The sequence below is a fragment of the Sphingomonas sp. 179-A 2A2 NHS genome, from assembly GCF_045371305.1.
Lineage (GTDB): Bacteria > Pseudomonadota > Alphaproteobacteria > Sphingomonadales > Sphingomonadaceae > Sphingomonas.
On sequence record NZ_JBIQDE010000006.1, the window covers coordinates 141,910 to 162,788 of the forward strand.

Consider the following 20,879-nt stretch of genomic DNA (forward strand, 5'->3'; position numbering starts at 1 on the left):
TTTCGGCTCTGTTACCGTCTGGTTGCACTTGGCACGACGGTTGCGAGGGGTGCCCCCGGGTAACGGGAAAGGGGGCGCGATGAAACTGGTCATAGCCATCATCAAGCCGTTCAAGCTCGACGAGGTGAGGGAAGCGCTCACCACGATCGGGGTGGCGGGGATGACGGTCACCGAGGTCAAGGGGTTCGGCCGGCAGAAGGGCCAGACCGAAATCTACCGCGGGGCCGAATACAGCACCAACATGGTGCCCAAGATCAAGATCGAGGTCGTTTGCGCCGCCAACCTGGCGGACCGGGTCGTGGAGGCGATCCAGTCATCGGCGAATACCGGCGCGATCGGCGACGGCAAGATCTTCGTCCTCGATGTCGGTCAGGCGGTGCGCATCCGCACCGGTGAAACCGACGACACGGCGCTCTGAGGGGGGATGAGCATGAAGCAAGCATTGAAGATTGCCGGCGCCCTGGGCCTCGGCGCCGCGGCGTTGGCCGCGCTGCCCGCCTGGGCTCAGGCGCCCGCCGCCGCGCCCGTTCCGAACAAGGGCGACACTGCCTGGATGATGGTGGCGACCGTCCTCGTCATGACGATGATCGTGCCGGGTCTCGCGCTGTTCTACGGCGGCCTCGTTCGCACCAAGAACATGCTGTCGGTGCTCACTCAGGTCATCGCGGTAGCCAGCTTCGCCATGATCATCTGGGTGATCTACGGCTACACCATGGCCTTTGGTGACGGCGGCAACGCCTTTATCGCCGGGTTCAACAAGCTGTTCCTCGCCGGCGTCACGCCGGATTCGACTGCCGCCACCTTCACCGATGGCGTCGTCATTCCCGAATATGTCTTTATCGCGTTCCAGATGACGTTCGCGGCGATCACCGTCAGCCTGGTCATCGGCGGTCTTGTCGAACGCATGAAGTTCTCCGGCCTCATGGTCTTCGCCCTCGTGTGGCTGACGATCGTCTATTTCCCGATCGCCCATATGGTGTGGGCGGGCAACGGCCTGCTCTTCAACTGGGAGCCGGCCGCGCTCGATTTCGCCGGTGGCACGGTCGTCCACATCAACGCCGGCATCTCGGCTCTGGTGGGCGCGATCATCATCGGGCCGCGCCTCGGGTACAAGAAGGACATCATGGCCCCGCACTCGCTGGTCATGACGCTGATCGGCACGGGCCTCCTCTGGGTGGGCTGGTTCGGCTTTAATGCGGGCTCCGCGCTGGAAGCCAATGGCTCGGCCGCTCTTGCCATGATCAACACCTTCGTCGCGACTGCTGCTGGCGTCCTGTTCTGGATGCTGACCGAGCGGATGCTGGGCCACAAGGCCTCGCTGCTCGGCGCCTGCTCTGGTGCCATCGCGGGCCTGGTGGCGGTGACACCGGCGGCCGGCAATTCCGGCCCGTTCGGCGCGATCCTGCTCGGCGCGATCGCCGCGATCATCTGCGCCTATTTCGTCGTCGCGGTGAAGCCCAAGCTCAACCTCGACGATTCTCTTGACGCTTTCGGCATCCACGGCATCGGCGGCATCGTCGGGTCGATCGGCACCGCCTTCACCATGCTGCCGGGCCTCGGCGGCCCGGGCGCTGCTGACTATGCCCTCGGCCCGCAGCTGGTGACCCAGGTGGTCGCGGTCGCAATCTCGGTTGCCTGGGCAGGTGTTGGCTCGGGGATCGCCTTTACCGTTGCCAAGGCAGTGACCGGGCTGCGCGTCAGCGAAGAGGTGGAGCGCGAAGGCCTCGACCTCGGCGAGCATGGCGAGCGCGCCTACAATTATTGACGAGATTGGGGGCCAGCTGCGGCCGGTTCCCCAAACGATGTTCCTCCTGCGGACGCCACTTGGGCCCGGTACTCGTACCGGGCCTTTTTTTGTCGGCGAGTGCACACGCGCGCAGAATCAGCGCGCGCGGCGACGATCAATCCGTCCGATGAGGATCAGGAAAGCGCCGCCATAACGGCGCGGCGCTTAATGGCCGTAGCGTTTGATGCCCTGCAGCCGCAGCTTGCGGCGCTTCCGCCGGACCAGCGTGACGCCGATCCAGGGAACCAGGGTGACGATCGTCAGCCCGATCAAACCATAGGCAATGAGTTCGCGTGTCGTATCCAAAACGAGCTTCCGTCCTATCGGGGTGCGGTGAAAGAGCTCATCGCACTCATCGAGGTTCCCCGACAATGACGGCTGATCAGCGATTGCGCGCTCCTGCCGTCACTCTCCCCGGGGAGCCATGACACAAAATCTGTTGAGCGCCTAACGCGTTGCAGCCGAGATCATGGTTAACCCTGCAGGCTGACGCGGCCGCCGGCGTGGCGTTCCAGCCGACCGCCTAGCTCCAGTTCCAGAAGCACCATCTGCGCGATCGGTGCCGACACGCCGGATTGGCGGATGACCTCGTCGATCGAGACCGCCACCGGGCCTAAGAGGTTGGTGACCAGGCGCCGGGCGCTGTCGTCCGCATCGGCCGCCGGCTCAGCCTCGAAGAAAGTGGGCGGCGATCGCACCAGCCGCGCATCCAACGGGCGGATCTGTTCGATCACGTCTGCCGCCTTCTGGATCAGGGTGGCGCCCTCCCGGATCAGCAGATTGCATCCTTGCGCGCGCGGATCGAGCGGGCTGCCGGGCACCGCCATCACCTCGCGCCCCGCCTCGTTCGCCAGCCGCGCCGTGATCAGCGAGCCGGACTTGGGCGCCGCCTCCACCACCAGCGTTCCCTGCGCCCATCCGGCGATGATCCGGTTGCGATACGGGAAGTGCCGCGCGCGCGGTTCCGTCCCCGGCGCCATCTCCGCCACGAGCAGCGCCTCCTCGCCAATCCGCCGCTGCAGCTCGGCGTTCTCGGGCGGATAGATGACGTCGATGCCGCCTGCGATCACCGCCACGGTCGCGCTGCCGGCACCGACATGCGCGGCCGTATCGATCCCGCGCGCGAGGCCCGAGACGACCGTCACGCCTTCCGCCGCCAGGTCATAGGCGATGCCGCGCGCAAAGCGGCACGCCGCGGCCGAGGCATTTCGCGCGCCGACGATTGCGACCGGCGGGCGCTCGGCCGGCGGCAGGGTGCCCCTCACCGTCAACACTGCCGGGGCGTCATCGAGCTCGGCCAGCAACCTCGGATATGCCGCATCGTCAAGAAACAGGTGGCGGGCACCCAGCCGCGCGACGGTCTCGACCTCCCGGCTGATCACCGCCGGATCGGCCAGTGCAATCATCCGTCCGCCGCCGCGCCGCGCCAGATCCGGAACCGCCGCGATGGCACGGCGTGCATCGCCGAAGCGGCGCAGCAATTGTCGATAGGTGACCGGGCCAATGCCCGGCGTTCGGATCAGCCGAAGCCGATCGAGGCCATCCTCGGCGCGATCCGCATCAGCCACGCTTCGCGCCAATGCGCGGCTCAGCCCCTTCGATCAGCCGCCCGATATTGGCGCGATGGTTCCAGATCACGAGCAGCGCCAGCGCGAACAGCAGCGGCACGAGATCGAACCGCCCCAGCACCGCGGCGCCCACGGGCGCGCTCGCCGCCGCCGTCATCCCGGCGACCGAGGAGATACGCAGCAGCGCAAGCATCCCGATCCACACCACGGCGAACACCAGGCCCAGCGGCGGATGCAGCGCCAGCACGATGCCCATGAAGGTCGCCACGCCCTTTCCGCCGCGGAAGCGCAGCCAGATCGGATAGCAGTGGCCGATGAACGCGCCAGCCGCCGCCAGCTGCTCGTTGTCCGGCAATATGGCCGATGCGATCACCACCGCCGCCCAGCCCTTGGCCAGATCGAGCAGCAGCGTCGCCGCCGCCAGCCCCTTCCGACCGGTCCGCAGCACGTTGGTCGCGCCGATGTTGCCGGAACCGATCTGGCGCAGGTCTCCCGCGCCGCCGAATCTGGTTAACAGCACGCCGAACGGGATGGAGCCGAGCAGATAGCCAAGCAGAACGGCCGCAACGGGCGGCATCCAGACGATCTCGGTGTTCAGGTACGATCCCTCCCGATGCTCATGACGATAGCTCAACGATCATCACGTTTCTACTGACCTGTATCAAACCGGATGCGGCGGCTAATGCGCGCTTCATGTCCGATCCGCGCCCCATCCTGTTCTTCGATTCGGGCGTCGGCGGCCTGTCGATCGCCGCCCCGGCCCGTTCGGCCGTGCCCGATGCGCGGTTCGTCTATGTCGCTGACAGCGCCGGCTTTCCTTATGGCATCCGCAGCGAAATGGAAATCGCCGGCCGGGTGCCCGCGCTCCTCGGCCGGCTCGCCGAGCGTTATGATCCGCGGCTGATCGTGATCGCGTGCAACACCGCCTCCACCATCGCGCTCGGGGCGGTGCGGGCGGCGCTCGACCTGCCGATTGTCGGCACCGTGCCTGCGATCAAGCCCGCGGCGGAAGCAAGCCGCAGCCGCACCATCGGCGTGCTCGGCACTGCCGCCACCGTCCGCCAGGCCTATGTCGACGATCTCGCGAGTCGCTTCGCCGCCGATTGCCGCGTCATTCGTTACGGCTCGGCGGAACTCGTCACCCTTGCCGAGGCGAAGCTTCGCGGTGACGCCATTTCGCCGGGCGAGGTTCGTACCGCGATCGCGCCGATGCTGGCGGCACCGGGCGCCGACGAGATCGATACGATGGTGCTCGCCTGCACTCACTTCCCGCTCCTCACCGACGAGCTTGCCCGGGCCGTCGACCGCCCGATCACCTTCGTGGACGGCGGCCCCGGCATTGCGCGGCGCATCGCCTATCTGACGCGCGGGCAGACATTCGCACGCTCCCAGCCGGACCTCGCGGTGTTTACCGGAGACATCGCCCCCGGCCTCGAACGCGCGCTCGCCAGCTATGGCTTCGACCGGCTCGAACGGCTCTGATCACCCGCCCGCGCAGCGGGAACCGCAGCCGCGGATCTGAGTTAGCGCCCCGGCCGATCACTCAAAAAGCCCGAATCCGCTGGAAACCGCGGGTCGGGAAGAGTAAGCGCGCCCCATGTCCATCGACGCTCTTTCGGCCAAGCCGGTCGATTACACCCGCGCCTTTTCGCAGGCGATCGACCGTCTCCACGCCGAAGGCCGCTACCGCGTCTTCATCGATATCCTGCGCAACAAGGGTCATTACCCCAGCGCGCGCTGCTTCGCCGGCCACAATGGCCCGAAGCCGATCACCGTCTGGTGCTCGAACGATTATCTCGCGATGGGCCAGCACCCCAAGGTGATCGCGGCGATGGAAGAGGCGCTGCACGACGTCGGCGCCGGCTCCGGCGGCACGCGCAACATCGGCGGCAACACGCATTACCATGTCGACCTGGAGGCTGAACTCGCCGACCTGCACGGCAAGGAAGGCGCACTGCTGTTCACGTCGGGCTATGTCTCGAACGAGGCGACGCTGGCGACGCTCGCCAAGGTGCTGCCGGGATGCATCATCTATTCGGACGAACTGAATCACGCCTCGATGATCGCTGGCATCCGCAACGCGGGCTGCGAGAAGCGCGTGTTCCGCCACAATGATCTGGCGCATCTCGAGGAACTGCTCGCCGCGGACGATCCTGCGACGCCCAAGCTGATCGCGTTTGAGAGCGTCTATTCGATGGAGGGCGACGTCGCCCCGATCGCGGCGATCTGCGACCTTGCCGACAAGTACAATGCGCTGACCTATCTCGACGAGGTTCACGCGGTCGGCATGTACGGCGCGCGCGGCGGCGGCATCTCGGAGCGTGACGAGGTCGCGCACCGGCTGACCATCATCGAAGGCACGCTGGGCAAGGCCTTCGGCGTGATGGGCGGCTATATCGCCGCGGACAAGACGATCATCGACGTCATCCGCAGCTATGCCCCCGGCTTCATCTTCACCACCTCGCTCTCGCCCGTGTTGGTCGCCGGCGTGCTAGCAAGCGTGCGCCACCTCAAGAGCTCCTCGGTCGAGCGCGAGGGCCAGCAGGCTGCTGCCCGCCGGCTGAAGGCGATGATGACCGAGGCCGGGCTGCCGGTGATGGTGGGGGACACGCACATCGTGCCGGTGATGGTCGGCGATCCGGTGAAGGCGAAGAAGATCAGCGACGTGCTGCTCGCCGAATACGGCATCTACGTTCAGCCGATCAATTACCCGACCGTGCCGCGCGGCACTGAACGGCTGCGCTTCACGCCCGGCCCGGCGCACAGCGAAGCGATGATGCAGGAACTGACCGACGCCCTGGTCGAGATCTGGGATCGCCTGGAGCTGCGCAAGGCCGCGTAAGCGCTTTTCCGCGTGCGGAGAGCGCGGCGCTCCCCCATACTCCCAGCATCCACCGTGCCGCGCACTCAGCCGCCGCGGGTCAAGCCCAACCATGGATGCTGAAACGAGTTCAGCATGACGAAAGGGGAGGCGCCGAGCGCCATTCCGCTTCGACAATCCGAACTCGAACCGGCTAGAGCGCTCCGCTCGTGAGTTCGAACAAGGGAAGACAATCATGCAGGCAGTCGGCATCATCGGCGCAGGGCAGATGGGTGCGGGGATCGCACAGGTTTCCGCCCAGGCCGGCTATCGCGTGCTTTTGACCGACGTCGACAAGGCACGCGCGGAAGCGGGCAAGGCCGGCATCGCCCGGCAGCTCGATCGAGCGGTCGAGAAGGGCAAGATCGATCCGCAGGCACGTGATCAGGCGCTGGCGCGGATCGAACCGATCGAGGGCGTCCAGGGCATGTCATCCTGCAGCCTCGTCATCGAAGCGGCGACCGAGCGCGAGGAGGTGAAGCGCGCGATCTTCGCGCAGGCCGGCACGGTGCTCGGCCATCAGGCGATCCTCGCCTCCAACACCTCGTCGATCCCGATCACCCGGCTGGCGCAGGCCTCGCCCGATCCGGCGCGCTTCATCGGCGTGCATTTCTTCAATCCGGTGCCCGTCATGGGCCTGATCGAGGTGATCCGCGGCCTCGCTACCGCCGACGAGACGGTGAAGACGGTCGAGACCTATGCCACCGCCCTCGGCAAGGCGGTGGTCCACGCCAATGACGCGCCGGGTTTCATCGTCAATCGCATCCTGATGCCGATGCTGAACGAGGCCTGCTTCGCACTGGGCGAGGGCGTCGCGACGGTCCGCGACATCGACCTTGCCTGCCAATTGGGCCTCAACCACCCGATGGGGCCGCTGACGCTGGCCGACTTCATCGGGCTCGACACCTGCCTCGAAATCACCCGCGTATTATTCGAGACCACGGGCGATCCCAAGTTCCGCCCCGCCCCGCTGCTGGTGAAATACGTCGAGGCCGGTTGGTACGGGAAGAAAACCAAGCGCGGCTTCTACGACTATAGCGGCGACACGCCCTTCCCGACCCGCTGACATCCACGATAAAGCCCCTCTCCGTCAGGAGAGGGGTTCGGGTGAAGCCTGCCCTCCAATCGAGCCTTCAGCGCCCCTCACAATGTCCTGAGCGCCCGCGCAGGCCGCAGCGCCATCAACGGCAGCGAACCGGCAAGCCCGATCCCCAGCGTCAGCAACGCCCCGCCGCTCAATGTCGCCAGCACCCGGGTCCAATCGGGCGCCCAACCGAAATCGAACACCTGCACGATCACGAACCACGCCGCCGTCATCCCCAGCAGCAACGAAACCAGCGCAAGGATCGCGGCCAGCAGACCATATTCCAGCGCCTGCGTGCCGAGCACCTGCCAGCGCGTCGCCCCGAGCGTCTTCAGGATCACGCTGTCATAAGCGCGTGACTGGCGCGACGCGGCGATCGCGCCCACCAGCACCGCGATCCCCGCCAGGATCGCGATCGAGGCTGCAGCCACGATCGCTTGCGCCATCTGGTCGAGGATCGAGCTCACCTGCCCGATCACCTCACTCACCGCGATCACCGATGCGCCCGGAAAGGCGCCAAGCAGCGCCCGCGTGACCGGCCCCTCGCTCGCCTTGTCCATGGTGATCGTCGCCGTCACGCTGTGCGGCGCCGCGGCCAGCGTGTTGGGGGAGAACACCATGATGTAGTTGAAGCCCATCGTGTCCCAGTTGATCTTGCGCAGCGAAGCGATCCGCGCCTCGATCTCGCGCCCCAGCACGCTCACTGTCAGCGTGTCTCCGACACCGATGTTCAGCACCTTCGCCGCCTCAGCATCCAGCGAGACGAGCGGCGGGCCGGCATAATCCTTCGGCCACCATTGGCCGGCGACCAGATCGCTCCCCTCTGGCAGCACGTCGCTATAGGTCGCCCCGCGCTCACGGCCGAGGAACCACGCGCCTTCGGGCACTTCCTTCAGATCGGCCACCCGCTGCTTGCCATAGGCGACGATCGTTGCGCGCAATGCGGGCACGACATTCAGCGCGGCGCCAGGCGCGGTTTCGTCCACCAAAGCGCGGAAGCGCTGCGCATCCGCAGAGGGCACGTCGAGGACGAACAGGTTCGGCGCCTTCTTCGGCACCGTCCGCTCGATCTCAGCCGCAAGGCTGGTCTGGATGCCCGCCAGCGTTACGAACAGGGTCAGCGCCAGCCCAAGCGCCACCACCAGCGCGCTCGTCTGCGCCCCCGGGCGATGGAGATTGCCGAGCGCAAGGCGGAACAGCGGGCGACGCGGGCGCGGCAAGCGCCGCGCGAGCCGCGAGACACCCCAGCCGAGCGCGAGCAGCAGCAGAAGCACCCCGGCGACTGCGCCGAGCACGGCCGCCGAGAACAACGGCTCGCGCGACGTGCCCAATGCCACCGCGATCAGAGCGGCTGCCGCCCCTGCCACCCACAGGGCCGTCCGCCGGTCGATCGTCAGCCGCGGATCGACCAGCGCCCTGAAGATCGCTGCCGCTGGCTGGGTCCGCGCACGCGCCAGCGGCGGCAGCGTGAAGGCCAGCGCGATCAGCACGCCGTAGATCGCGCTCGTCGCCAGCGGCAGGGGATGGATCGCGAAGCCGGGGCGCACCGGCAGCACGTCCCCCAGCGCCGCGACGATCCCCGGCGGCACCAGCGCACCGACGATCAACCCGAGCGTGATTGCCAGCGCGCCGACCGCCGCGATCTGCAGCAGGTAGATCCGCGCAATATCGCCACCGCTGGCGCCAAGCACCTTCAGCGTCGCGATCGCACTGCGCTTCTGCGCTATATAGGAGGAGACGCCGTTGCTGACGCCGATCCCCGCAATTACCAGCGCGGCAAGCCCGATCAGCGACAGGAACTGCCCCATCCGCTCGAAGAAGCGATTGGCGCCGGGCGCCGCACGCGTGTGATCCTTCAACGACCAGCCAAGCGGCGCATTGGCTTTCTCCAGTTGCTCCCGGAGCGCAGGCGCATCGCTCCCGGCGGGCAGCCGTACGCGATACTTGCTGTCGTAGAGACTGCCGGGCTGGATCAGTCCGGTGCGCCGCAACCCTTCCATCGAAACGATCGCGACTGGCCCGAGCGTGAAGCCTTCACCCACGCGATCGGGCTCGTCGCCGATGATGCCGGAGACCGTGAAATCCGCCTCGCCATAACGCAGGCGCGCGCCCGGCCCGATCGCGAGCCGATCCGCCAGCGCTTCTCCGATCACCACCTTGTCGGGATCTAGCGGCGCATAACGGCCCTGCTTCAGCGTCAGCGTGCCGTACAAGGGATAGGCGCGATCAACGCCCTTCAACTCGGTCAGCACCGCCTCGCGCGCATTGCCGCGCTGCCCGCCCAGCGCGCGCGCCATGGCCCGCAGCCGGATCGTCTCGCTCACGATGCCCAGCCGGCGCAGCTCAGCGATGCGCGGCCCGATCTCGCGCTGCATCATCGCGATCTCGATGTCACCACCCAGCAAGGTGCGGCCGCGCGCCGCCAGCTCCTGCGTGATAGACGCCGTCAGGCTGCCGATGGCGGCCAACGTCGCCACGCCCAGGAACAGGCAGACGAACAGCAGCCTTAGCCCACGGAACCCGGCATGAAGATCGCGCCGCGCGATACGCCATGCCGCGCCCCAGCGTAGCGCGTTCAAGCGCGCCGCTCCCCGATGATCCGCCCGTCACGCATCTCGATCACCCGCTCGCATCGCTCGGCGAGCGCCGGGTCGTGCGTGATGATCAGCAGCGTCGCCCCGGCCGCGCGCTGGCGATCGAACAACAGCTTGATCACCGACGCGCCGGTGCTTGCGTCGAGATTGCCGGTCGGCTCGTCGGCGAACAGGATCGCGGGACGGGGTGCTACGGCGCGTGCAATCGCCACCCGTTGCTGCTCACCGCCGGACAGTTGTGCCGGATAATGATCCATTCGGTGGCCAAGGCCTACCGCTTCCAGCTCGGCTGCAGCACGGGTAAACGGGTCGTCGGCGCCGTCCAGCTCCAGCGGAACGGCGACATTCTCCAGCGCCGTCATCGTCGGCAGCAGGTGAAAAGCCTGCAGCACGATGCCGATCCGCCCCCGTCGGGCCTTCGCCAGCCCGTCCTCGTCGAGGCTGCCGAAATCCACCCCGCCGACGCTCACGCTCCCGCCGCTCGCCCGCTCCAACCCGGAAAGCACCGCCATCAGCGACGATTTGCCCGATCCCGATGCGCCCAGGATCGCGAGGCTCTCGCCCGCAACAATGTCGAGATCGACGCCTTTCAGCACGGAGACTGGCGCCGAGCGGCTCCCCAGCATCAGCGTGACATCGCGCGCGCGGACCGCGATAGAAGCGTCCGGTGAAGACATGAGAGGGGACGCTCCTTGAAGATGGCGACGCAACATGTGGTAGCAGCGCTCGCGCTTGTCCACCTAGGGGCGGGTTGCAGCCAACCCACAGACGACGCGTCCGTCACGCTTAACAGCGCCAATGCGACAGCAAGCGCGCCCGCCACGCGGGCTGCGGAAACGGGCGAGACCAAGCTGGTCGTGGCATTCGGCGACAGCCTCTACGCCGGCTACAATCTGGCGCCCGGTGAAGGCTTTGCACCGGTGCTGGAACGCGCATTGAAGGGCCGCGGCATTGCAGCGCAGGTCGTTAACGCCGGCGTCTCCGGCGACACCAGCGCAGGCGGGCGTGGGCGCTTGGCCTTCGTGCTCGACGGTCTGTCGCGCAAACCGGACCTCGTGATCGTCGGCCTCGGCGCGAACGACATGCTGCGCGGCCTCGAGCCTTCGCGCACGCGCGAGAACCTCGAGGCGATCCTCGCGGAGTTGAAGAAGCGCGGAATACCCGTGATGCTGACCGGCATGGTCGCGGCGCCCAACATGGGCGCGGACTATGCGGCGAGCTTCAACGGCATCTATCCTGATCTGGCGAAGAAATATGGCGCGCCGCTTTATCCCTTCTTCCTCGATGGCGTGATCACCAACCAGTCGTTGCTGCTGGGAGACGGCATCCACCCCAATCCGCAGGGTGTGAAGACAGTCGTGGCCAAGGTCGAACCCATGGTTTCCGCCGCACTCGAATAACGCAGCCGCTCAGGCGGCGGGCGGCTCCCACAATTCGATCGCATTGCCTTCGGGATCGTGGATCCGCGCGAAGCGGCCGGTCTCCACCGAATCCCACTCCGGCCGCGTCTCCACGCCGATCGCGCTTGCCTCAAGCTGCGCGATCATCCCGGCCAGATCCCGCACCCGAAGGTTGATCATGAAGGCCTTGTCGGCGGGGAAGTAATCGGTGCTCGCTTTGAACGGCGCGAACACCATCGGGCCGCCCTGCACCTGCCAATACCATTCGTCAGCCGCGCCTTCCCCGGTCGCGTCACAGCCCGCACCGACGCCCAGATGCTGGCGGTACCATTCTGATAGCGCATCGGGATCCTGCGCGCGGAAGAACAACCCGCCCATTCCCATCACCGGCATCCGGTCCTCCTTCTGGCGTCAGGCAGCCAACTCCAGCGCGCGCCCGGCCGCCGCATCCAGCAGCCGCTTTTCCAGCGCCTTCAGCCGCGGCCCGGCGGCGATCTTATCACCCGTCAGGTCGGTGATGTAGAAGGTATCGACCGCGCGCTCACCGTAGGTCGCGACATGCGCCGAATGGATCGTCACCTTCGACTGGAACAGCGCATGGGCCAGCTGGTTGAGCAGCGCCGGGCGATCGCGCGCATTCACCTCCACCACGGTGAACCGGTTGGACGCCTTGTTGTCGACCAGTACGTTGGGCTCGATCCGGAAGGCGTCGGCGCGGGTGCGCGGCAGCGGTTTCGCCTTCAGCCGCTCGACCAGCTGGCCGCGATTGGCGAGTGCATCCTCGATCGCGGCACGCAGCCGGCCGAGCTGCTCCTCCTCGTCGAACGGGCGCCCATAGGGATCCTGCACGAGGAAGTTGTCCAACGCCATGCCGTCCCGCGTGGTGTGGATCCGCGCATCGATGATGTTGCCGCCGGCAACATGGATGGCGCCGGCGATGCGATAGAAGATGCCGGGATGGTCGGCGGCATAGACGGTTACCAGCGTCGCGCCGCGCTGCGCATAGACCTGCGCATCGATCCGCAGCTGCGCATCGCCAGCGCGCGTGATGAAGCGGGCGTTGTGCGCCAGCACATCATCCGGTTCGGCGATCCAATAGGCTTCCGGGAAACGGCGGACATAGCGGGCGAGCGTCTCCTCATCCCATTCCATCGCAGCGGCGAGGTTCGCCTGCTTGGCCGCGATCCGCTCGCTCCTCCCCTTCTGCTTGTGGCCAAGGCGAAGCACTTCCTCCGCCGCTTCGAACAGATCGCCGAGCAGCTGCCGCTTCCACCCGTTCCATGTGCCCGGCCCCACCGCGCGAATATCGACGATCGTCAGCACCAGCAGCAGGCGGAGCCGCTCGGGCGATTGCACGATGGCGGTGAAATCGAGGACCGTCTTGAAGTCGGAAAGGTCGCGCTTGAACGCCGTCGCCGACATCAGCAGGTGGTACCGGATAAGCCAGGCCACCGTCTCCGTCTCTGCCGGGGTCAGGCCGAACCGCGGGCAAAGCCGCTCCGCTACCGCCGCACCGAGCACCGAATGATCGCCGCCGCGCCCCTTGGCGATGTCGTGCAGCAGCACCGCGACATACAGCACCCGGCGCGACAGGATCTGGCCCAGGATCGCGGTGGCGAGCGGATGGTCCGCCATCAATTCGCCGCGCTCGATACGCGACAACAGGCCGATCGCCCGGATCGTGTGCTCATCGACCGTATAATGGTGGTACATGTCGAACTGCATCTGCGCGACGACGCGGCCGAAATCGGGCACGAAGCGACCGAAAACGCCCGTCTCGTTCATCCAGCGCAGCACCAGCTCCGGATCGCGCGGGCTGGTGAGCACGTCGAGGAACAGCGCGTTGGCGCGCGGGTCGGTGCGCACCTCGTCGACCAGCTTGGCATCACGCGTTGCCGCGCGCGCGGCGAGCGGATGGATCTCGACACAGTGAAGGTCCGCCAGCTGGAAGATCTCGATCAGCCGCACGGGATCTTCCGCGAAGAAATTGTCGTGCGGCAGCGCTAGGCGGCCGCGATCGAGCACGAAGCCGTTGAGCTTGGTCGGCCGCCGCCGCAGTCGCGGCAGGCCGAAGCGGCGCCCGCGGGCTGCAAATTGTTCGTCGAGATGCGCCAGGAAGACGCCGGTCAGCGCGCCGACCGTCTTCGCCTGCAGGAAGTAATATTGCATGAATCGCTCAACCGCCGCCTTCCCGGGACGGTCGGAAAAGCGCATCCGCTCCGCGATCTCGCGCTGCATGTCGAAGGTCAGCCGGTCCTCCGCCCGCCCTGCGGCGAGATGCAGGTGGCAGCGGACCGCCCAAAGAAAGTTGTCGGCGCGGTGGAACAGCCGATACTCGGACGCGGTGAACAGCCCCACGGTGACGAGTTGCCCGGCGCGCTCCACGTCATAAACGTACTTCCCGATCCAGAAGAGCGCGTGGAGATCGCGCAGACCGCCCTTCCCTTCCTTCACGTTGGGCTCGACGACATAGCGCGTGTCGCCCATCTTCAGGTGCCGTGCATTCCGCTCAGCCAATTTGTCGGCGATGAACTGGCGCTCGGTCCCTTGCGTCACCTCCGCCTTGAAGCGGGCCATCGCCTCTTCGTACAGCGCCGCATCTCCCCAGACGAGCCGGCCTTCCAGAAGCGCGGTGCGGATCGTCACGTCTGCCTTCGCCTGGCGCACCATCTCGTCAAGCGAGCGCGATGAATGGCCGACCTTCAGGCCGAGGTCCCACAAGGCGTAAAGCGTCGATTCGATGACCTGCTCGGCCCAGGGCGTCTGCTTCCAGGGAGTCAGGAACCCGATGTCGACGTCCGAGAACGGCGCCATCTCGCCCCGTCCGTATCCGCCCACCGCGACCAGCACGAGCCGCTCGCCGCCGGTCGGGTTGCTGAGCGGGTAAAGCCGCCGGGTCACCAGATCGAGCAGGATGTGCAGCAGCTGATCGACCAGGAAGGCCTGCGCATTCGCTGCCTCCAACCCGCGCGACGGCCGCTCCGCAAGTCGCCGCGCGATCTCATTGCGGCCTGCATCCAGCGCGTCCTTCAGCATCGCGGTCGCGGTGCGGCGGAGCAGTGCCGGATCGTCGATCTCCAGCGCGGCGATGGCCTCGGCAAGAGCGCGCCGATCGACGATCGCGCGGCGGTTCGGCAGGTTTTCGAAACGCGAGCTCATGGCCTTGCGGTACGGCAAAGCGCAGTCACTTGGAATGCGCGGTTTCGTTCCTATATCGGAACGATCGTCAGCAGTTCCGCTCCGTAGGCGCTGGCGGCTGAGAGACTTGCGTGCTCCCGCTTACGCCACGGGAGCCACGATCATCGATCTCAATCAACTTCTCGCGCGGCACCAAGTGTCGCTGATCCGAACGGCGCACGCCGCTACTCCTGAGGCGCGGCGTGTCAACGCCGGGCTGACACGCGGCTACGCCGCACAGATCGCAGGGCTGCAGGCTTCGTCTGGTGCTACCAACCCGCTGCGGGAGATTGCGTTTTGAGCGCCGAAACGACCGACATCGCTACGTCTGCCGAAGCAGCACCGATCGAGCCGACAGAAGACCGGAAGCCGATGCTGCGGCGCCGGCAATTCCGCCCCGCCGCCGTTAAGTCGAAACTGTCCGCCGATGAAGCGGATCGCCAGGGTCGCGCCGTCCGCCTCGCCTTCGAAGTGCTCGGCCGGGATGCGGCGCGCGCTTTTCTCAACGAGCCGCACGATACGCTTGGCGGCCGACCGCTAGACATTGCAACGCAAAGCGCCGACGGCATGCTGGCTGTGGAAGACGCGATCAACCGGCACGCTGCGGCCTGACTGGGCACCGCCGGCAGACCTCGTCAGTACATGTGCTGCCCACCGTTGATCGAGAGCGTCGAGCCCGTGATGAACCCGCCCTCTTCGGAGCATAGGAAGGCTACGCCCCGCGCGATCTCGTGTGCCTGGCCGAGGCGTCCGACGGGGATCTTGGCGACGATCTTGTCGAGCACCTCCGGCGGCACTGCGGCGACCATGTCGGTATCGACGTAGCCCGGCGCGATCGCATTCACCGTCACGCCGGCGCGCGCGCCTTCCTGTGACAGGGCCTTGGTGAAGCCGTGGATGCCGCTCTTGGCTGCCGCGTAGTTCACCTGGCCGTATTGGCCCGCCTGGCCGTTGATCGAACCGATGTTGACGATCCGGCCCCAGCCACGCTCGCGCATGCCGGGGAACACTGCCTTCGCCATGTTGAAACAGCCGCCAAGGTTCGTGTCGATCACGTCCTTCCACATCTGGTACGTCATCTTCATGATCGTGCCGTCACGGGTGATGCCCGCATTGTTCACCAGCACGTCGACGGGGCCAAGCTCGGCCACGACCCGGGCGACCCCCGCCTGGCAGGCGTCGAAATCGGCGACATCCCATTTATAGGCCTTGATTCCGGTGCGGCTGGTGAAATCCGCTGCGCGCTCATCGTTGCCGCAATAATTGGCGGCGACGACCATGCCCATGTCCTCAAGCGCAAGGCTGACGGCCTCGCCGATTCCGCGCGTGCCGCCTGTGACGATCGCCACCCGTGCCATTGTCGCCCTCCCTCGATGAACCCGGCGAGGCTACGGAAGACGCACCCAGCCTTCAAGTTCCCGTGCGATTACCGTGCGCAACAAAGTGATGCCTTCCGGGCTGTCGTTGAGACACGGCAGATAGGCAAAGTCGGTACCGCCCGCCTCGAGGAACGTCTCGCGGCCGCGAATGGCGAGCTCCTCCAGCGTCTCGAGGCAGTCGGCGGAAAAACCAGGCGCGACGATGGCGACCTTGCGCAGGCCCTTCCCCGGCAGGGCGGCAAGAACCGTGTCCGTCGCCGGCTCCAGCCATTTGGCGCGGCCAAAGCGGGACTGGAAGGTGATCGCCACCTCGCGACCCAGCGCTTCGCCGAGCAACCGCGCAGTCTTCTGGCACTGGCAGTGATAGGGATCGCCAAGCTGCAGTGTGCGCAGTGGCATGCCGTGAAAGCTTGCGATCAGCGCGTCGGGGACGAAGTCGAGCGTCGCGATGCCTCCCTCCACCGACGTCTTCAGTGCGTTGATGTAAGCGGGATCGTCGTGATAGGGTGGCAGCGTGCGGATCGCCGGCTGCCAGCGCATCATCGCCAGCTTCGCGAATGCTCGGTCGTTCGCGGTTGCCGTCGTGGCAGCGGAATATTGCGGATAGAGCGGCGCCAACAGGATGCGCTCGCAGCCTGCGTCCTTTAGCGCCTGCACCCGGTCGCCGATCGCCGGGCGTCCATAGCGCATGGCGTAATCCACCATGACGTTCGGCCCGAACGCCCCCTCCAGCGCCTTTGCCTGTGCACGCGTAATCGCCGCCAGCGGGGAGCCGTCCTCGCGCCACACCTGCGAATAGGCGTGGGCGGATTTCTTCGGCCGCGTCGTCAGCACCGCGCCGCGCAGGATCGGCTGCCAGATGAACTTCGGGATCTCCACCACCCGCGGGTCGGACAAGAACTCCGCCAGGTACCGCCGCACCGCCGGCGGATCAGGCGCGTCAGGTGTGCCGAGATTGATCAGCAGCACGCCGATACGGGGCTTCGGGATAACGGGATGATCGGCAGGCTTGGTCATGACGTCCCAAACGGAAGGTGGCGAAGCCGGTTGCCCGTCGCAGCGAACAAGGCGTTGGCGATGGCGGGCGCAACGACGGGCACGGCAAGATCGCTGACGCCGCCAGGGTCCGCCGTGCTGGGGATAAGCTCCACGCTGATCTCCGGCGTGTCGACGAGGCGCGGCAGCCGCAGGTCGCCCAATCGCCGCTGCGCAGCGATTCCGGCGGTGAACTCGGGCGCCGCACCAGTCGCAAGGGCAACGCCGAAGACGATCCCGCCCTCGATCTGCTGGCGAACGATGTCAGGATTGATCGCTCGCCCGCAATCGACAGCGGCGACGATCCGGTCGACCCGCGGCCGTCCGGCACCGTCGAACTGCGCCTCGGCAAGCAGCGCGATCACGCTTCCCGCCATGGCATGGCAGGCCAGCCCCTGCGCGCTTCCCGCTCGGCCGCCGTCCCACCCCCCCAGCGACGCTGCAGTGGTAAGGCAGCGGACAAGCCTCGCATCATGGCCGAGCATACCAATCCGGAACGACATCGGCTCCGCGCCTGCGCGCCGCGCGAGTTCGTCGATGAAGCTTTCGGTGAAGAAGACGTTAGCCCGGTCTGCGCCGCCCCGAAGGTGACCAACCGGAAGACCAATCGTGGCGGGGTGATGATCCACCGCCATTGCGGGCAACCGATACGGCGGCACCGCGCCGGACATGGCATAGTGATCAGCCGCGGTTGGCAGCAGCGAGGCCGCGCTCATCAGCGGGTCCGCGGGCACCAGTCTTGCTGCCAGGGCCGCCCCGGTCGCTGGCGTCGCGACTTTCGCCTGCCAACCAAGGATCCGCCCGTCTCCGGATAGCCGCGCGATCATACGTGCCTTGGCTGGCGCGCCGAATCGATCGTGCACGATCGCCTCCCGCCGGGACCAGGTCAGCTGCACCGGGCGCTTCAGGGTCACGGCTAGGATAGCCGCTTGCTCCCCCGCGTCGACCTCCAGCGCCTGGCCAAACGACCCTCCTGCCAGCATCGGGTGGATCGTCACGTCGCGCTCCCGCACGCCGATCGCGCGCGCGGCGGCCGCGCGCGCCGCGGTCGGCGCCTGCGTCGGGATCCACAATTCCAGTCGGTCGCCATGCCACCAGGCGGTCGCCGTCGGTGGCTCAAGCGCGGCATGAACCCCAAGCCCAACGGCATAATCCGCCTGCCCCAGACTGCCGCGGAGTGCTTCCTCGACGTTCCCCGATGCGGCGTGCCTCAATCCTTCGGCGTTCAAGGCTGCGTCCAGCGCGCTTGTGATGGTACGATCATCGGTCAGCGCGCCGCGCGTCTCGAAGCGCGGTGCTAGCGCCGCGATCGCCTGGTTCGCTGCCCACCAATTGTTGGCCACCGCCGCGATCCAGCGAGGGTTCTCGATCACTGCCACCACGCCGCGAACACGATCGGCTGCCGCCTTGTCAGCACGCACCAACCGGCTCGCGCCGCCAGCCGGTCCCTGCGCGATGCTGGCGAAGACCATGTCGGGCAGCCGCACGTCGGCCGCGAAATTGGCCGAGCCGTCGACCTTGGCCGGCGCGTCGAGACGCGGCAGATCGCGCCCACTCAGCCGCCCCTCGTCGCCAACACGTAGCGGCAGGTCCGTCGGCAAGTCGCCCGCTGCGGCTTCCGACGCCAGCTCACCGAAGCGCAAGCGGCGCTCGCCCGCAACAACGAAGCCGTCGCGCGTTTCGCACTCTTCCCAATCGATTCCCCAGCGCGCCGCCGCTGCCTTCGCGAGCAGCACCCGCGCTGCGGCGCCAGCTTCCCGCAGGCTCGCCTCGAACATGCGGATGGCGGTGGATCCCGCGGTCAGCATCATTGCCGATCGCACCCAATGCTCGCGGCGCATCGCGCCGGGCACCCGGCCGAGGCCGAACAGCGCCTGCGCCGCCAGCGGGTTGGCGTAGATCGGGCTCGGCAGCGCCGCCTCGACGCCAATGGTGCGCCAGTCGGCGCCGAGCTCATCCGCCAGGATCTGCGGCAAGGTGGTATAGACGCCCTGGCCATGCTCTGTCTGCGGCACGGCGACCGTGATCTGTCCGCTGTCCGCGATCTTGAGCCAACCGCCCAGCGGCGTCTCATGCAGCCCAGGGGCCAGGTCGACCACGTAGTGCCGTGGCCATGCCGCCCAGGCCACGGCCAATCCCAGCCCGGCACCCCCGGCCACCAGAAATGAGCGGCGTGAAACCATCGCCGCGGGCTTAGCCATGGATCAGGCCGCCGTCACTTTATTGGTATCGATTACACCAATCGCCCCCGTCGCTCGCCGATTGGCGCCGACGGGAACTGAAAGGCTGCGATCAGATCGCTGCGGCGAGGGCGCGGTACTTCTTGCGCAGCGATACCTTGTCGATCTTCTCGGTGCCAAGGCGCGGCAGCGGATCGTCCGACAGCCAGATCTTCGCCGGCACCTTGAAGGCGGCGATGTGCTGGTGAAGGAAGGCGATCAGATCATCCTCGGCGACGGCGCCGCGCTGGCGCAGATAGACCACCGCGCCCGGCACCTCGCCATATTTCTCGTCCGGCAGGCCGAACACGGCCGCCTCGGCAACATCGGGATGATGGTAGAAAGCGGCTTCCACTTCCTGGCAGCTGATATTCTCGCCGCCACGGATGATGATGTCCTTCTTGCGATCGACGATGAAGAGATAGCCGTCCTCATCGAGATAGCCGATGTCACCGGTGCGGAAGTAACCGTCGGCCGTGAAGCAGTCGGCCGTCGCTTCCGGCTTGCCCCAATATTCCTGGAAGTTCGCGACCGAGCGGATCGCGACTTCGCCGCGCTCGCCCCGGGGCACCGGCTTGCCCGCATCGTCGAGGATCGCGAGATCGACCAGCGGCATCGATGCGCGACCGGCCGAGTTCGGCTTGGCGATATAGTTCGTCCGCCAGTTACCCGTGCCGATGCCGTTCGTCTCGGTCAGGCCATAGCCGATCAGCGGCGCACCCTCCATTTCCTGGTCGATGCGCTTGACGTGCTCCACCGGGCGCGGTGCGCCGCCCGCGGCGATGTCCGCCATGGTGGAGAGGTCGTACTTGGAGCGGTTCGGATGCGTCAGCATCTCGAAGCTCATCAGCGGCACGCCGACGAAATAGGTGATCTTCTCCTTCTCGATGAGGCGCATCGCCTCCTCGGCGTCCCACTTCGGCATCAGCACCAGCTTGCGGCCGATGGCGAAGGACTGGAGCATCACAGGCACTTCGGCAGTGACGTGGAACAGCGGCACGTTGAGCAGCGTCGACGGTTGGAGCCCGCTTGCCTGCCCTTCCTGCGCCGCGATCGCGAGCATCATCATCGCCGACGCGAGATAGTTGAATACGCCCTGCATCACCTGCCGATGGGTCGAAAGCGCGCCCTTCGACTGGCCGGTCGAGCCCGAGGTGAACAGGATCGTCGCGTTGTCGTCAGGGCCCACTTCCGGCAGTTCGGCCTCACCGCCGGAACGCAGGATCGTCTCCAGCGCGGTGTCCAGCGGCTGAAGATCGTCGAACTCCACCACCTTGGCGCGCAGGCCGTCGATCGCGGCCAGCCGCTTGCAGCGCGGCGGATCGGCGAAGACCAGGGTGCAGCCGACGTCCTCGACGCCAGCCTGCAGCTCTTCCGCCTGCCACCAGCCGTTCAGCAGCGTCGCCACGCCGCCTGCCATCAGCACGCCCATGTAGATGACGATCCACGACGGCGAGTTGCGTGCCGCGATGCCGACGCGGTCACCCTTCTTCACGCCGAACCCGCTCACCAGCGCCATCGCGACCTGGGTCGCCTTGGCATGCACGTCGCCGAACGTCAGCCGCTCGTCGCCCGCAACCAGGAACTCGGTGTCCTTAAACTGCGCGCAATAATGCGCGAAATAGGCGTTCAGCGTCGGCGGAGCGGCAGCGATGATCGGCAGCTTCTGCCCGAACCGTTCGACTGATCCGAGCGCAAGCGGGCCGCCTTCCGCCGTCATCGCGGCCATGATTGCGTCCATCTTGAGATCGAGCTCGGTCTTCATTCAGTCTCTCCG

18 protein-coding genes are annotated in these 20,879 nt (G+C 66.8%); 7 read left to right on the forward strand and 11 right to left on the reverse strand.

What is annotated here, in order from left to right:
• Positions 1–79: 79 nt before the first annotated feature.
• Together ACH0AE_RS14435 and ACH0AE_RS14440 are read left to right on the forward strand one after the other, a co-directional pair.
• Positions 80–418 (forward strand): P-II family nitrogen regulator, encoded by a 339-nt coding sequence (locus ACH0AE_RS14435; protein ID WP_066781918.1) that lies wholly within the window; start codon positions 80–82, stop codon positions 416–418.
• 12 nt (positions 419–430) lie between these two features.
• The gene (locus tag ACH0AE_RS14440) at positions 431–1,765 is read left to right on the forward strand and encodes an ammonium transporter (protein ID WP_294441924.1); all 1,335 of its coding nucleotides are present in this window, start codon (positions 431–433) and stop codon (positions 1,763–1,765) included.
• A 186-nt stretch (positions 1,766–1,951) separates the two neighbouring features.
• Here ACH0AE_RS14440 and ACH0AE_RS14445 read toward each other — a convergent pair whose 3' ends face one another.
• The 3 genes from ACH0AE_RS14445 to plsY all read right to left on the reverse strand — a co-directional run bounded on the left by ACH0AE_RS14445 (position 1,952) and on the right by plsY (position 3,931).
• Positions 1,952–2,092: a hypothetical protein gene (locus tag ACH0AE_RS14445; RefSeq protein WP_294441925.1), complete on the reverse strand. Its 141-nt coding sequence runs from the start codon at positions 2,090–2,092 to the stop codon at positions 1,952–1,954.
• A 167-nt stretch (positions 2,093–2,259) separates the two neighbouring features.
• Positions 2,260–3,354 (reverse strand): DNA-processing protein DprA, encoded by a 1,095-nt coding sequence (gene dprA, locus ACH0AE_RS14450; RefSeq protein WP_294441926.1) that lies wholly within the window; start codon positions 3,352–3,354, stop codon positions 2,260–2,262.
• Positions 3,347–3,931 (reverse strand): glycerol-3-phosphate 1-O-acyltransferase PlsY, encoded by a 585-nt coding sequence (plsY, locus tag ACH0AE_RS14455; RefSeq protein ID WP_294441935.1) that lies wholly within the window; start codon positions 3,929–3,931, stop codon positions 3,347–3,349. Before plsY ends, dprA begins: the two co-directional genes overlap by 8 nt.
• 116 nt (positions 3,932–4,047) lie before the next feature.
• Between plsY and murI the strand changes: the two genes are divergently transcribed.
• The 3 genes from murI to ACH0AE_RS14470 all read left to right on the forward strand — a co-directional run bounded on the left by murI (position 4,048) and on the right by ACH0AE_RS14470 (position 7,280).
• The gene (gene murI, locus ACH0AE_RS14460) at positions 4,048–4,836 is read left to right on the forward strand and encodes a glutamate racemase (RefSeq protein ID WP_294441927.1); all 789 of its coding nucleotides are present in this window, start codon (positions 4,048–4,050) and stop codon (positions 4,834–4,836) included.
• Between the two features lie 115 nt (positions 4,837–4,951).
• Positions 4,952–6,196, forward strand: a complete 1,245-nt coding sequence (hemA, locus tag ACH0AE_RS14465; protein WP_294444237.1) for a 5-aminolevulinate synthase — start codon at positions 4,952–4,954, stop codon at positions 6,194–6,196.
• Between the two features lie 214 nt (positions 6,197–6,410).
• On the forward strand, positions 6,411–7,280 hold the full coding sequence (locus ACH0AE_RS14470) for a 3-hydroxybutyryl-CoA dehydrogenase (protein WP_294444220.1): 870 nt from the start codon (positions 6,411–6,413) through the stop codon (positions 7,278–7,280).
• 77 nt (positions 7,281–7,357) lie between these two features.
• On the opposite strand, the gene ACH0AE_RS14475 is transcribed toward ACH0AE_RS14470, so the two are convergent.
• Entirely contained in the window at positions 7,358–9,877 is a 2,520-nt protein-coding gene (locus tag ACH0AE_RS14475) for an ABC transporter permease (protein WP_294444221.1), read from the reverse strand.
• Complete coding sequence (locus tag ACH0AE_RS14480) at positions 9,874–10,569, reverse strand: ABC transporter ATP-binding protein (RefSeq protein ID WP_294444222.1); 696 nt, start codon at positions 10,567–10,569, stop codon at positions 9,874–9,876. The genes ACH0AE_RS14475 and ACH0AE_RS14480 overlap by 4 nt, the downstream gene beginning before the upstream one ends.
• A gap of 21 nt (positions 10,570–10,590) precedes the next feature.
• On the opposite strand from ACH0AE_RS14480, the gene ACH0AE_RS14485 reads away from it, so the two are divergent.
• Positions 10,591–11,292, forward strand: a complete 702-nt coding sequence (locus tag ACH0AE_RS14485; RefSeq protein WP_294444223.1) for an arylesterase — start codon at positions 10,591–10,593, stop codon at positions 11,290–11,292.
• A 9-nt stretch (positions 11,293–11,301) separates the two neighbouring features.
• Here ACH0AE_RS14485 and ACH0AE_RS14490 read toward each other — a convergent pair whose 3' ends face one another.
• Positions 11,302–11,685, reverse strand: coding sequence for a VOC family protein (locus ACH0AE_RS14490; protein ID WP_294444224.1), 384 nt, complete (start codon positions 11,683–11,685; stop codon positions 11,302–11,304).
• 18 nt (positions 11,686–11,703) lie between these two features.
• Positions 11,704–14,451: a [protein-PII] uridylyltransferase gene (locus ACH0AE_RS14495; protein WP_294444225.1), complete on the reverse strand. Its 2,748-nt coding sequence runs from the start codon at positions 14,449–14,451 to the stop codon at positions 11,704–11,706.
• Positions 14,452–14,766: 315 nt separating this feature from the next.
• Between ACH0AE_RS14495 and ACH0AE_RS14500 the strand changes: the two genes are divergently transcribed.
• Entirely contained in the window at positions 14,767–15,081 is a 315-nt protein-coding gene (locus ACH0AE_RS14500) for an antitoxin Xre/MbcA/ParS toxin-binding domain-containing protein (RefSeq protein WP_294444226.1), read from the forward strand.
• Between the two features lie 23 nt (positions 15,082–15,104).
• Here the strand turns inward: ACH0AE_RS14500 and phbB are convergent, their stop codons facing one another.
• From phbB to ACH0AE_RS14520, 4 genes are all read right to left on the reverse strand, one after another.
• The gene (gene phbB / locus ACH0AE_RS14505) at positions 15,105–15,827 is read right to left on the reverse strand and encodes an acetoacetyl-CoA reductase (RefSeq protein WP_294444227.1); all 723 of its coding nucleotides are present in this window, start codon (positions 15,825–15,827) and stop codon (positions 15,105–15,107) included.
• Between the two features lie 30 nt (positions 15,828–15,857).
• Positions 15,858–16,865 carry a ferrochelatase gene (gene hemH, locus ACH0AE_RS14510; RefSeq protein WP_294444228.1) on the reverse strand — a complete coding sequence of 336 codons (1,008 nt, stop codon included), beginning with the start codon at positions 16,863–16,865 and terminating at the stop codon, positions 15,858–15,860.
• A complete protein-coding gene (locus ACH0AE_RS14515; RefSeq protein WP_294444229.1) occupies positions 16,862–19,084 on the reverse strand; it encodes a xanthine dehydrogenase family protein molybdopterin-binding subunit in 2,223 nt (740 codons plus the stop codon). The genes hemH and ACH0AE_RS14515 overlap by 4 nt, the downstream gene beginning before the upstream one ends.
• A 91-nt stretch (positions 19,085–19,175) precedes the next feature.
• On the reverse strand, positions 19,176–20,867 hold the full coding sequence (locus tag ACH0AE_RS14520) for a class I adenylate-forming enzyme family protein (RefSeq protein ID WP_294444230.1): 1,692 nt from the start codon (positions 20,865–20,867) through the stop codon (positions 19,176–19,178).
• Positions 20,868–20,879: the final 12 nt, after the last annotated feature.